Origin of the sequence: Paenibacillus sp. 481, assembly GCF_021223605.1 — a bacterium.
GTDB lineage: Bacteria > Bacillota > Bacilli > Paenibacillales > Paenibacillaceae > Paenibacillus_B.
Window position 1 is genome coordinate 871077 of record NZ_CP075175.1, and the last position, 13765, is coordinate 884841.

Annotated in this window: 11 protein-coding genes; 2 read left to right on the forward strand and 9 right to left on the reverse strand. The window is 48.4% G+C overall.

Annotated elements, in window-relative coordinates:
* Positions 1 to 9 precede the first annotated feature (9 nt).
* The 7 genes from KIK04_RS03615 to KIK04_RS03645 form a co-directional block, all read right to left on the reverse strand.
* A complete protein-coding gene (locus KIK04_RS03615) occupies positions 10 to 894 on the reverse strand; it encodes a carbohydrate ABC transporter permease (protein ID WP_232276967.1) in 885 nt (294 codons plus the stop codon).
* A 54-nt stretch (positions 895 to 948) separates the two neighbouring features.
* Positions 949 to 2349, reverse strand: coding sequence for a sugar ABC transporter substrate-binding protein (locus tag KIK04_RS03620; protein ID WP_232276968.1), 1401 nt, complete (start codon positions 2347 to 2349; stop codon positions 949 to 951).
* A gap of 30 nt (positions 2350 to 2379) precedes the next feature.
* On the reverse strand, positions 2380 to 3309 hold the full coding sequence (locus tag KIK04_RS03625) for an amidohydrolase family protein (RefSeq protein ID WP_232276969.1): 930 nt from the start codon (positions 3307 to 3309) through the stop codon (positions 2380 to 2382).
* 290 nt (positions 3310 to 3599) lie between these two features.
* Positions 3600 to 5144, reverse strand: coding sequence for an argininosuccinate lyase (argH, locus tag KIK04_RS03630; protein ID WP_232276970.1), 1545 nt, complete (start codon positions 5142 to 5144; stop codon positions 3600 to 3602).
* Between the two features lie 12 nt (positions 5145 to 5156).
* Positions 5157 to 6350, reverse strand: a complete 1194-nt coding sequence (locus KIK04_RS03635; RefSeq protein WP_232276971.1) for an amidohydrolase — start codon at positions 6348 to 6350, stop codon at positions 5157 to 5159.
* A 167-nt stretch (positions 6351 to 6517) separates the two neighbouring features.
* Positions 6518 to 7489 carry a phosphotransferase enzyme family protein gene (locus KIK04_RS03640; protein ID WP_232276972.1) on the reverse strand — a complete coding sequence of 324 codons (972 nt, stop codon included), beginning with the start codon at positions 7487 to 7489 and terminating at the stop codon, positions 6518 to 6520.
* Positions 7490 to 7496: 7 nt separating this feature from the next.
* A complete protein-coding gene (locus KIK04_RS03645; protein WP_232276973.1) occupies positions 7497 to 8045 on the reverse strand; it encodes a tetratricopeptide repeat protein in 549 nt (182 codons plus the stop codon).
* A 133-nt stretch (positions 8046 to 8178) separates the two neighbouring features.
* On the opposite strand from KIK04_RS03645, the gene KIK04_RS03650 reads away from it, so the two are divergent.
* Positions 8179 to 8517, forward strand: a complete 339-nt coding sequence (locus KIK04_RS03650) for a hypothetical protein (RefSeq protein ID WP_232276974.1) — start codon at positions 8179 to 8181, stop codon at positions 8515 to 8517.
* A gap of 97 nt (positions 8518 to 8614) precedes the next feature.
* Positions 8615 to 12124, forward strand: a complete 3510-nt coding sequence (locus KIK04_RS03655) for a DPP IV N-terminal domain-containing protein (protein ID WP_232276975.1) — start codon at positions 8615 to 8617, stop codon at positions 12122 to 12124.
* 159 nt (positions 12125 to 12283) lie between these two features.
* Here KIK04_RS03655 and KIK04_RS03660 read toward each other — a convergent pair whose 3' ends face one another.
* Together KIK04_RS03660 and KIK04_RS03665 are read right to left on the reverse strand one after the other, a co-directional pair.
* Positions 12284 to 12940: a DUF4310 family protein gene (locus tag KIK04_RS03660; RefSeq protein ID WP_232276976.1), complete on the reverse strand. Its 657-nt coding sequence runs from the start codon at positions 12938 to 12940 to the stop codon at positions 12284 to 12286.
* 1 nt (position 12941) lies between these two features.
* Positions 12942 to 13724, reverse strand: a complete 783-nt coding sequence (locus tag KIK04_RS03665; protein ID WP_232276977.1) for a DUF4311 domain-containing protein — start codon at positions 13722 to 13724, stop codon at positions 12942 to 12944.
* Positions 13725 to 13765 lie beyond the last annotated feature (41 nt).

Sequence of the window (13765 nt, forward strand, 5' to 3'; positions counted from 1 at the left end):
CCCTCCGCTTTAGTAGTCCATTTTGCGATTTAAGAGTTTCAGTTGTAGCAATGACAGCAGCAAAATAAAACCGAATAAAATGACCGTTGCTGCTGACGCCAGCCCCAAATTAAACTGTTTGAAAGCAAGCTCGTAAATGTACAGCACGACCGAGATCGTTGAATTGAGTGGCCCGCCCGTCGTCATATTCATGACTTGTGTGAACGACTGCAAATAGTCGATGCTGCCAATAATGACCGAAAATACGAGCACCGGCCGTAATAACGGCAGTGAAATATGGACAAACCGCTGCCATGCATTCGCGCCGTCTATGGACGCAGCATCGACATACATCCGCGGAATCTGCTGCAATCCGGTTAAAAAAATGAGCATCTGAAACCCGATGCCCTGCCAAATCATAGCCGCGATGACGAGATAAATCGCCTGCGTCGGTGAACCGAGGAGCAGCTGCGGATCTACACCGATGCTGATGAGCATATGGTTAACGATGCCATTCGGCATCAGCATCCAGCGAAACACCCAACTGACCGCGACGACGCTCGTTACAAACGGGATAAAATAGATCGTGCGGAACAAAGTCCGCCAACGAATAATTCGATGTAGCAGCAGCGCTATAGTCAGCCCAAGCGCCATTTGCCCAGGTACGCCGACCAACACATATACCGCTGTATTGCTTAGCGATTGTACAAACACATCATCCTTGAACAACGCAGTATAATTGTCCATTCCGACCAGTGTCTGCTCTGACGATAACAAATCCCACTCATGGAAGCCCACATAAAAGGAATATAACATCGGCAACAGCCGAATCGCTGCAAAAAACAATAGCGGGATGAGCAAACAGCTGTAAATAAACACGTATTTTTGCTTTTTCACGCTAAACCATGGATTCATCTCGTTCCATCCTTTCCTCCTACTATCAAGAGGCGGGAAACTTTCGCTCGCACACTATTTCTTCTTATCCTGCTTCGCCCAATAATCGTCGTACAATTTTTGCGTCTTCTCCACTAACTGCTTGAACGCTTCCTCATAGGGAACACCCTTTAACAGCACGAGATCAACCGCTTCAATAAAATAGTCTCGCTCCAATTTTTCATCTACAAAAAAGTGGGCATTCGCATAAGAAAGCTGCTGAATAAACGGGCCAAGTATTTCATCCTGTACATATTTTTGCTGCAAGGCAACATCCTTCTTAGCCGGTAACTCCCCGACTTTTTCCACCCACTGCTCCTGTACGTCCTTGCTCGTCAAAAATTCCAAAAACAGCGCCGCGGCCTCCAACTCAGCCCCTTGCGCATTTTTCGTAATCGCGTTCGCCCAAAAAGAAGCCTGCGTCGCTTTCTCCTTATAAGCAGGCACGGGAGCAATCGCAAACTTCAAGTTCGGCGCGTCTTTACGCAAAGCCGCCAAATGGAACGATCCGCCGATATTCATCGCCGCGTGTCCAGTCTTAAATGCGGTAATATCATCCGTATAAAAATTGTTGATACCGACTTTGTGTACGATTGCGAAATCTAGCAAATATTTAAAAGCTTCCAATCCCGCTTCCGTTTCTCCCCACAACACACGCCGTCTATCATCGCTAATATCTTGCCCGCCTGCCTGATGCACGAGCGCATCGCGATACCAATGATGCAGCTGCGCATTAGGCTGCCACGCAAAGCCTTCAATGACGAATTGACCATTGGTATCCTTAACGGTCAATTTTTTAGCGGTATCGACCAGTTCAGCCCAAGTCGCTGGCGGCTGCTTCGGATCAAGCTTCGCTTGCTTAAACAGATCCGTGTTATAAAATAACGCCAATGTGCGCACAGCCGTAGGAAGCGCATAATAGTTCCCGTTCAGCTTCGCTGAAGATACGAACGGAAAGAACTCTTTTTCCACCTGCTCTACCGAAAAAGACTGTGCTGGAAGCGGCTGTAAATAGCCTGAAGCCACATATTTAGGCAGCCAGCCGTAATACAAATTGATCATATCGGGGCCTTTGCCAGCAGGAATAAGTGCAGCAACCTTTTCGTTAAATTGATCGTACGGAAAATTCGTTTGCTTCACTGTTATATGCGGATGTCGCGCTTGAAACTGCGCAATCAGCTTGTTCATCAGCTCGACCTTAGCCGGAAACTGATACTGCCAATAGTCGATCGTTACTTTCGGTTTGCCGTTCGCTGCCAAACCTCCAGCGTCTCCGGCACCCTTTGAACCGCCTACTCCTACTCCGCCTCCCGTTCCGCTACCTGAGCATCCGCCGAGTACGGTAAGTACGATGAGAAGCACGGACAACCATGCAACCCAGACAAATTTCACGAACTTTGTAGGCACATCCTCCGTTTTGCACAATATTTTTTTCATTGCTAAGCCCCCCTTTTTCACCTCAAAAATCTACTTCTCCTGTCCAATCAGCTGTCCATTCAACCCAAGCAATCTACGCGCATTATTTCCGAAAATGAGTTCAATTTGATGCTCGCTAAACCGCAGTTCCCGACATACACGCACTTGCTCTTGCAAATAACGATGCACAAAACCGCGTGGAAAACCACTTGAATCCGTACCAAACAAAATGCGCTCTGGGCCGATTAGTTCGGCGCTTTTGCGAAATAGCATTTCTAACGTAAGCTCGTAAGGTGTCCAGCGCATCCATTGATTGGAGCCAGAAGTGTCAATATAAATGTTGGGGCAGCTCCAGCATAAATGCAGTAGCTCTTGAAAGTAGCCTGCACCAAAATGCGGAATGATGATGGGAATTTCGGGGTATTCACGTGCCACATTAAAAATAGACAACGGGTTTATGTTCAAATGTTGCACAATGCCACCTGTGTGGCCTAATAAGCCAAAATGGATCAAGACAGGCAGACGGCGCTCCGCCAACACACGCCACACCGCTTTCAAAGATGGGTCATGCAGCGGCCGCTGTATAAGCGGGCCGAACAGCTTATACCCTTTTAACCCGAGGACATCTATCGCCCTTTGCAGCTCTACCGCGGCGTCAGGCTGTTCGATATCATGATGAGCAAAGCCCGTAAACTTGGACGGATATTTGCTTATTTGTTGAGCCAAATCATCATTTCCATATGCCGTTAAAAAGTTCAACCCTCCGATGCCATGGCGCTCCAACTCGTCCGCCCACCGCTCAATTATAGGGCGCTTCGTCGCTTCTTCATCAACCTCCTGATGCGGAAAATTCCACGTCAGCCGCATTCGTTCGGCGCGTTCCGCATTGGCTTGTGTAATCGTTTCATGTCTCATCAAAAAAAGCTGTTTATACGGCAAATGGGCATGAATATCAAACACCTGAAAATCCGTTGAAAACATTTCGCACTCCCCTCCTGCTGTCTGAATAAAAAAAGAGATGCGGGTTATTCTTTAGGGGAAGAAGGTCCGCATCTCTAGCTGCATGTCGAAAATGGTTTCAACAATTATTCCGATGTTTTTAGTCGATTTTAATGATTAGAGGCATTATAGCATCGTAGCAACACTGCTGTAAATCCCTTTTTTTGAAAAAGATGGGCATCAACTTGCGCACGTAAGTTCTAGCTGTGCCCCCTAATAGGTATGCTTCTACTCTATTCTTACTCTCGCTATGGAGTAACAACAACGTGCAATTATTCCGCCCATTTTCCAACAAGCTGTCGCCCGGCTTCCAGAGCTTGAACGAATTGGTTCTGTGTTTCATTAAGCCATCGTTCCGAATTAGCGAGCCGTGTTGTCTGCTCTGCCAGCGCGCGCGTCATTTCATCCTTGTTCGGCCCACCAATCAGCGCGCGCACGGCAATAAAACGCGCGGGCTGCAACGCTTCGATTACCTCAGCCTCGCTTAGCGCCAGCGGGCGGCCAATCAGATCTTGCGCCGCTTCGTTGAGCAAGCGAATCGTAATATGCTGCACTTGTCCGTCGACATGCTCGCCGCTATTCGCACCCTGTGGCGCATGCCCGTCACTACGTGCGGCCTGCTGCACAACACGGCTAACAATCGTATGCGCCGTGCGGAAAGACAGCCCCTCCTTGCGCACAATCGTATCTGCAAGCTCCGTAACAGTTGCAAAGCTACTCTCCGCTCTTGCAAGCAATTTCTCACGGTTCACGGTAAGCGAAGACACAACCCAACCGAGCAACCGATACACCTGCTCCAACGTGCTTAAACATTTCCATGCATAGGGTTGCATATCATCTTCGGTATCCACGATGTCGCCAAACGGGGTATTGTGCAGCATCGTCAGCACCGTTTGCGCGTTGCCTGCGCAGCGCGACAACAAGGATCGCATATGCTCAATCGATACCGGATTACGCTTCTGCGGCATAATCGAGCTCACTTGGACATAAGGGTCCGCGACGCGAATGGCCGCGAACTCCTGCGTGCACCAGAGCAGCAGCTCCTGCACGAATCTGCCCAAATTCAGCGCAGCCAACTGGACAGCAGTCGCCACCTCGCCGACATAATCTGCTCCGCTGACGGCATCATACGCATTCTCGATGATGCCATCAAAGCCAAGCAGCTCGGCCATGCGCTCTCGGTTGAGCGCAAAGCCGGAAGTCGTCAAGGCCGCAGCGCCCATGCTGCTGCGATTACAATTCGCAAACGCTGCACGCAGCCGCACGATATCGCGCTCCAGCGAGTCGATAACCGCTGCCACATAATGCGCCATCGTCGTAGGCTGAGCTTGCTGGGTATGTGTATACCCCAGCATGATCGTGTCCGTGTGCTGCTTGGCAAAATCAATAAGCCGACGCTGTACGAACAGTGCCGCGCGCAGCGTCGAAGTCACCTTTTCCCGCAGCACCATCCGGTACATCGCAATGCCCATATCGTTGCGGCTGCGTCCAATATGTAAATGGTACGCAGCGTCCCCTACGAACTCAGACAACGCATGCTCAACATGAAAGAACAAATCCTCAAACTGTCCCGTATAAGGCTCCTTGCGCAAGCTTTGCGTATCAAGCAACATCAACCCACGCGCGATACAACGAGCGTCAGCTTCCGTAATAAGCCGCTGCTCGTGCAGCATCACAAGCTGCGCCCGATTGATTGCCATCATGGGCTCTAGCAGCTCTGCTTGCGCCTGTACGTATGCTGGAGCCAGCACCACTTCAGCGTACGTGCGTCCTGGAAAACGGTCCCCTTCAAGTTCGACTTGCTCCTCATTTGTCATTCGCAGCCTCCATTACGACCAGCGGAGAAACTTATCCGCTATATGAATAAACAGCCTCACACCATTGCCTAGTGAATCCTCGTCAATCGTAAATCGTGGATGATGATGCGGGTAAATAATGCCCTGCTCTTTGTTCCCTGCGCCGATATTAAAGAACGTTCCCGGTGCACGCTCCAAAAATGCCGAGAAATCCTCCGCACCCATCGACGGATTATGGCGAATGACCTGTTCGCTGCCGAACAGCTCGATAGCTGCATCTTCAACGATTTTCGTCGTCTCATCATTGTTAATGACAGGTCGATATCCGAAGGAGTAGCGTAGTTCGTATTCCGCTCCATGCGCCTCCGTTATGCCGCGCAGCAACCGATGGAATTTCTCCGGCATCGCTTGGCGCAGCTCCGGATTAAACGTGCGCACCGTTCCCGTAAGCTCCGCGGTACTTGGAATCACATTGTGCGTCGTACCCGCATGAAACTGCGTGACGGACACAACGATCCGATCGAGCGGATCCGTACTGCGGGACACAATATGCTGCAAATTCGTAACGATTTGCGCCCCGATCGCAATCGGATCTATCGTTTGATGTGGCGCCGCAGCGTGCCCGCCCTTGCCTTTCACCGTGATGTTAAATCCGTCTGGTGAAGCTTGCATCGCTCCGTATACGATGCCGATCTTGCCTGTTTCCATCAATGCTGCCAAGTGCGCACCAACGACCCAGTCCACACCGTCCATAACACCGGCATCCACCATTTCTTGCGCTCCGCCAGGTGCAAGCTCCTCCGCATGCTGGAACAAAAAGCGCACTTCGCCATGCAGACGATGCTGCCACTTCGACAAGATCTGGGCAACGCCCAGCAGTACAGCCGTATGGCCGTCATGACCGCAAGCATGCATCACACCAGGCCGTGTAGACGTAAATTCAAACTCATTTTCCTCCTGAATCGGCAGTGCATCCATATCGGCACGCATGGCCAGCACTTTTCCGGGAAATGGCCCAACTAGCCGTGCAACGACACTCGTTGCGGTAGGACGATATACGTCAAGATTACCAAATGTCCGCAACGTATCTTCAACGAATTGCGCCGTCTCCACCTCGTGAAAGCTCAGCTCTGGATGCTGATGCAAATACCTTCTCCATGCAATAACTTGTGCTTTTATCGCTTCCCATTCAGACGAATCAATTCCATGCTCCAACAATCTTGACATACCCATCCCCCTCTGATGTTGTATAAAAGGCCTCACATGAGCGATGGTTGTATACGCACCGTGCAGGGAGACCTGTAGCTTGCTAGTCGGATATTTTATTATAAATCCGATAATTTCGATATGAATTTATGTAATTTTATCATATGTCTACTGATTGTCAACGAAGATTACAATTCCACCGCTCTTACACCCTGTTCAATCCGCTCTTTCATGACATGTAAAAGGTGACGTTCTTGCTCACTCCAGCCGTCCATCGAGCGATGTGTCGTATGATACATATAAGAATAAAGCTGGCGATACCATAGCAAAAAAGGAAGCTGCGCCCTTTGCTCAGCCGAAAATGGATGCTCCTGCTCGTATCCTTCCAAAAAAGCGCCCAAAAAGCGGCGTGCAAATTGCGTTCTAGCTCCAAATGGTGATGCATCTACCGTAACCGCGGCAGCGTGCACCGCAATTGCTACATCATATGCAAACCAATGATAAATCAAATCACCAAAATCAAGTACCGCAAGCTGCTCTCCGTCCACTAGTATATTTCCATGATGCATATCGTGATGAATGAGTCCAAACTGGGAGCGATCCTTTGGCCATGCTTGCAATTCGGCTACCGCTTCTGCCCATTTTCCAGCTACTTTATTAGATCCATGATCGTTGCTCCCTGCCAATCCAATGACAGGCTCCTCGCTCCAATCCCGGATTGAAGCTGGTTGTTTCGCCTGATAACTTCCAGCTAACCGATGCAAGCTCCCCATCGTTTTGCCCCATTTTTTAAACAGCTGGTCGTTCCAAATCGCTTGTTCCGTTGAGTCAATTGCTGTTCCGTTCCATTTCGTACTGACCGTAATAAATGTTTCCGCATCCAGCGAAGCCGTCCATTGCCCTGAAGCAGAACGGAGGGGCGATGCCACACAACAATCATGGTCGTGTAAATAAGCGACCCAGTCCATTTCAGACTCGACTTGCTGCCGATTGTCGCGTTCTTCGTTATACCCTTTCACAACAAAGCAAGCATCTGAAGTCTCGTAAACTTGCTTATAATATCCGCCTAGCAATTGTAAATCACCTGTTACAATGTTATATTGCTGCGCAACGACCGCTTCCATCTTCAATGTCAGATTACCGTTTGGCAATTGGCTCACATCGCCCTCATTCTGTAATATATTTCAAACGTGTCACCCGAATGCTATTTTCGGAAGATTGTATCAGTTCATCGTTTCCTTTTTGCCGACGAATGGCTAACGCCTGTTCGAACCACGTTAAAGCTTCGCTATATTTACGTTGATCGAACTTACTTTTCCCTAAATGCTGACACACAAAATCCTCATAGCCCTGTAAAGACTCCTCTTGCTGTACTTTGTCCAACGTTTGTAAGAGTAATTGATCCGCCTCATCGAATTGATCGGCCCAGTGTAGAGCATTGGCCAGTCTAATCTGATTCGCTACGATTCCAGAATCGTTGCCTGCCTGCTCATGAAACTGCACCGCCATGCGCAAATAATACTCAGCATCCTCTAAATCTCGTACGATGCGGGAATAGACACCGATCAACCCGGCCGTTTTCCCATCTGCGACAAGCTCGAATTGTAGTTTAAGAAAGGCAATCCCTCGTTTCATAGCATCCAAATCGACAGGCAACTCTCTTAATTGATGGTCAAATTCAAAGTTCATATTGAACGGAATCTCTCGAATGTCCACGTGCAGCATCCCTCCTATGATATAGAAAATATTGTAACTCAAACTTGTGTTATTTTCCAATCCATGCGTTCATCATGCGTTCATTTTTCATGTGTATACTTGGCACGAGACTTGGTTTATGGGGGCCATATACATGCGAAATTTAGAAACGGTGCTTGCTGTGTACAACATACTACTGGTCGCCTTAGTCGTCATCGGAGGAACAAGCAATCGTCCATTTATAAAAGGATCTGTCAGCATTGCCCTTCTATTAACTGCACTGCAAATGGTAATCGAAGGCATCCGCTGGGAAATGCTGCCCACTTATGCAGCTCCGCTGCTCGTGATCGGCATTTCCGTTAAACGGCATTACAATCCGCGTAGCCATAGACGTATCCATACCGTGTCAGGCTGGAAGCTACTTATGCTGACATTAACCATTGTGGCATACATCCTTATTACGATATTACTGCCTACTTTTGTGCTTGTATGACACCTAACCATGTACCACAGGTTCATACTCCGTTCATATTACATACTTATGATGTGTTTATCTTATATTGAAACCCAATTAAGGAGTGATCATACAGATGGCCAACGAATTAACAGGTGAGCATTACGCACGAGCCGAAAAAATGTTTTTCTCCACATGGACGGATTACGTTGAGAACAGCCGTGTTATTCCGAACTGGATTGGACAAAGCAATCAATTTTGGTATAAACGCGATTTTCGACTTGGCACGGGAAAAGGCTCCGAGTTTGTCGTCGTCAATCCCTCTCTTAACACGGTTAAGCCTGCTTTTGATCATCAACGTTTAGCATCAGCTTTAAGTACCGTTCTGAACAAACCAATCGACGCAAATCATTTGCCCATAACGTATTTAACTATTCACGATGAAGACCAAAGTATTCAATTTGATGCTGACCAAGTACGCTGGGAATGTAGTTTGCTCAACTATATATGTATCCGCATGGACTCCGTCCCACGTCCAGCTCGCAACGAGCTGTTATCTCCAGATGGTCAGTGGGCCGCTTTTACGGAACAGTTCAATTTATTTGTTCGCCACCTGTTAACAGGAGAAATTAGACAGCTCACATTCAACGGTGAACAGCATTATGATTATGCGGGCGAGACAGATCCAATGAAAACGATCACGAACGAATCACACAAAAGTTCCTCACCGCCGAACGTCATTTGGTCACCTGATTCAACCAAATTGCTCACCGTACGACTTGATCAGCGAGCTGTTCGAGAAACACATCTTGTTCAATCCGTCCCTTTTAACAAACAGGAAGTTCGTCCCGTGCTACATTCCGCACGGTATGCGATGCCAGGAGATACACATATTCCGCTTGAAGAGTTATTTATTTGTCACATACAATCCCAAGATACGGTTAAAATTCAGACAGATCCTATCCCAGCTCAAGGAAGGACCATATGCAGTCCTGATCTGCCACTAGCAGGGTGGTCGGCAGATAGCACGCAAGCTTACTATATTCATATTTCACGTGATCATAAGTCAGCACGACTTATACTAGTAGACTCCAATACAGGAGCCACACATCCTGTGATAGAGGAACAAAGTGATACGTTTTTGTTCTTCCATCTATATCCTTATGGCAATCTAAATATCTCTCAACCATCTTCCGAGCTATTACCACTCAATTTCCGTCTGCTGCAAGACAACACTTTTATTTGCCATTCGGAACGTGATGGCTGGGCTCATCTCTATGTCATCCATGCAAATACAGGCCAAATTATACGATCTTTGACTGCTGGCAAATGGAATGTACGTCGCTTAGTAGCTGTCGACGAGGACAGCGGTTGGGTCTATTTCACAGCTAGTGGGCGTGAGCTCAAACGCGATCCTTATTTTCAACATGTATATCGAGTACGTTTGGATGGTACCGATTTGTCCCTGCTTACACCAGAAGATGCCAATCATACAATTGTGTTTGCACCTGACTTGAAATATTTTGTGGATACGTATTCTCGTGTTGACTTGCCGCCCATTAGCGTACTATGCGAGGCAGATGGAAGCGTTGTCCGCGAATTAGAACAGGCGGATATTTTGCCACTAATGGAGCTAGGATATCAGCTCCCCGAACGATTTACGGTCAAAGCTCACGATGGTGAAACCGATTTGTACGGAATTATTGTGCGTCCTGCTGAGTTTGATCCAGCACGAAAATATCCGCTTATCGACTGTTGCTATGGCGGCCCACAAATAGCCGTAACCCCTAAATCTTTTATTATGGGGGATGCACGTATTGGAGGACTGCAAGCCTTTGCTCAATTAGGCTTTGTCACGATTATTATGGATGGTAGAGGAACGCCATTCCGCTCACGAGCGTTCCATGATTATAGTGCTGGCAATTTAGGAGGCGCGGCAGGTCTAATCGATCATGCTCATGCTGTCAAGCAGTTAGCGCAACAGTTCCCTTACATAGATACCGAACGAGTAGGCATATGGGGATACTCTGGAGGCGGCTACGCTGCTGCGCGAGCAATTTTAAAATATCCTGACATATACAAAGTAGCAGTATCAGGAGCAGGAAATCATGAACAGTTAATGTATACATGGATTTGGGGCGAACACTTCCAAGGCATGGTTGACCCTCAATACCCTGATCGTTATGCGGATCAAGATAACACTCGCTTAGCTGCCAGCTTGAAAGGCAAGCTGCTGCTTGCGCACGGGGATATTGACAACAACGTATACGCCGCGCATACGTTAAGGCTCGCGGATGCGCTCATTAAAGCGAACAAAGATTTCGATCTGTTGATTTTGCCCAATGTGGGCCACAATATTACATCAAGTCCATATTTTGTGCGCCGCAAATGGGATTATTTCGTCAAACATCTGCTAGGGGTGGAACCGCCTAAGGAGTATTCATTTCGCACGCTGGACGCGGAACCTCCTGCGCCAAGCGAGCTGCCGGATATTACGCTCAAAGAGCCGACTGGTGCGTATCAGGTAGGAACCGAAACGTACTATTGGATCGATACTTTGCGTGCGGACACTTTTTCAGAAGACTCCGCTGATAATCGGGAACTCATGGTGCAAGTGTGGTACCCTACACACGATAACGTTTCTCTTGAACGGCAAGTCTATTCCGACCATCCTGAACTGTTCGCGGAATCGTATGCAGACTATATCGGCTTGCCAGCAGCTATATTAACCAAACTGGCTGAAGTTCAGACCAACTCTATCCCAGGAGCCCCGATCGCGACGGAGGGACAACAGTATCCTGTCCTTATATTCTCACACGGCTTTGGGGCAACGATGAATTCGTATACGTTTTTGACTGAGCAGCTCGCAAGTGAAGGGTACATCGTCGTAAGCATTAATCACACTTACAGTGCGGCGTTCACCTTATTCCCTCATGGCAGGGTTGCTCGCATGGTGAAACCTGAATTAACGAACATTCCGTACATGGATCAATTAAACGTCGAAGTGTGGGTTAAGGACGTCCAATTCATCTTGGATCAAATCGAGCAGTTATCTGGCTGTTCAGCGAACCCGGTGTTCGAACGTATGGATATGAATCGAATCGGTATACTCGGTCACTCTTTCGGAGGCGCGACTGCCGCTCAGGCATTGCTGCAAGATACTCGTTTGAAAGCGGGACTTAATATGGACGGTGGCTTCTTTGGCCATCCGATTCCAGATGCCGGCATTGAACAGCCTTTCTTGTATATGTATACGAAAGACGTGTTGCGGGATAACTTGCCGAAATGGATTAGTCAGATGGAGCAAATGGGGATTCCACACGCTGAAGCAGAACATTTTGCGGAGGCGATACTCATTCGCTCCGAACGAGTAATCGACAGTAAGCATCACTCCCTTCTGCTTGAGCAATCATCGCATATGAGCTTTAGCGATATTCCACTAGCTGCACCACAGTTCAGCTGGCATGGTAGTTTTGATCATCCCGATGCTCATGACGTGAAGCATGTGCAGCAGACGCATCAAGTCATTCAAGACTATGCGCTCGATTTCTTTGATCACTATTTAAAAGGCAAACAACTGCGATTGTTAGCCGACGAATCGGCTAAATACGACGACGTTTCTTTCATTAAAGTCAAAGCGAAATAACGAGCCTTATTCAAAGTTTAGTTCTATATCTCTGCAAATCATATAAAGCAGTCCGGTAGCTCACTGACGTCAGTACATGTAGCACTGACCTCATTCAAGCTGCCGGACTGCTTTTTGAACATTTCTATGCTTTGCTCACTTATGTACCACTCGTGACCATCATCCTGTAATCGGGAAGAAATAACCGGCCAACATCGCTCCTAAAATCGCTCCACCGGCAATCGGTTTCTTATATGCATAGAAGAGCGCCGCTCCAATCGTCGCGCCAATTCCTGCCGGAATCGAAGCCGTCGCAGCCGAAATCATAATGAGTGGGCCAAGGTAGCGCCCTGCCGCGTTGCCCGCTCCCATCATGACGTCCGCACCGAACGTCGAATTCGCTGCATTAATCGTAAACTTACGAATACCGATAATGATACCGCCCACAGCCGCACCAAGCGCAGTCCCTGTCATAAGGGCGACGACAAAGTTCTCCATCGGTAGCGTAATGCCGGCTGCCAGCAACATCGCGGGCACCCCGATACCGAGTCCCGTTTGTAAAGCTCCACCAATGTCCAAAATACCGACCAATGGCCCCTCCAATATACGTGCAAATAAGAAGCTGGCACCGAACGCCGCTGCCGCACCATATGCGCCGCCATCCATACCTGATTTCAACATGGCCACAACGGCAATATCGTTAAATGCCCCTACTTGATACACATAGTACATATGTGTACCGGCAAATATGCCAGCAGAGGTCAGTGCTACGAACAACACAAATGACCACTCAGCGAACCAAAAATTTTTTTTCAATTCCATCACGTTATCCTGCATCTCACTTCACCTCCGAACCGAAAAAGGCATGTAAATCGATGAGCCAGTGCGGAATTTCCACATAAAAACTGTGCAATAGCTTCACATCGAAACCACGGAAGAAGCCACTCAGCAAGAACAACAGGACAACTGCGCCGACGAGCGATTTTGTAATTCGCGTCCAGCCGCCGTCGTCTACTCCTTTTCCGATCAAAATACCGAGGACGATACCTGGCACAGCATTGCCCATTACAAGGTGTGACAGGCCACCGAGGACGGTTGCCCACACGCCTGTGCGCTGTCCAGCATCCATGGCTGCCATCCAGAACACAATCGGCATAATCGGATTAATAAGCCAGTTAGCCGCTGGGACGAGCACTTGAGTAGCGACCGCTTGCAGCGATTCAGGCACAGATGCCGCCGTCGAGTTGAGCAAACCGACAACCGCCGCCCCTACAATGGCACCGGCAAATGCCATTTTTTTAGGATTGTGGAGTGTGTCTTCTACAGAGCGGTTTTTGACTAGCAACACTGCCGCTGCCCAATTCGGAATGATGCGATGCTCCACATCTTGTGTTAACGCTCCGGCACCAACAACCGAAGCCCAAGCATTAAATAAGAAGCCTAAGCCGAACGAAAAATGAGCGACCGCATCTCCTTCACATGCATTTAATTCGCCAAATGTACGAAATGCACCCATGCCTTGCACGTTCGGGGCATGGAACATGCGAGCGGCTCCAGCACCGATGCCGAATCCAGCCAATGCGCCGATAATAAGGGATTTAAATAAAATAATGAACGTCATATTGCGTTTCACCCCTTCGTTAATAAGCCTATCAAGCGAAG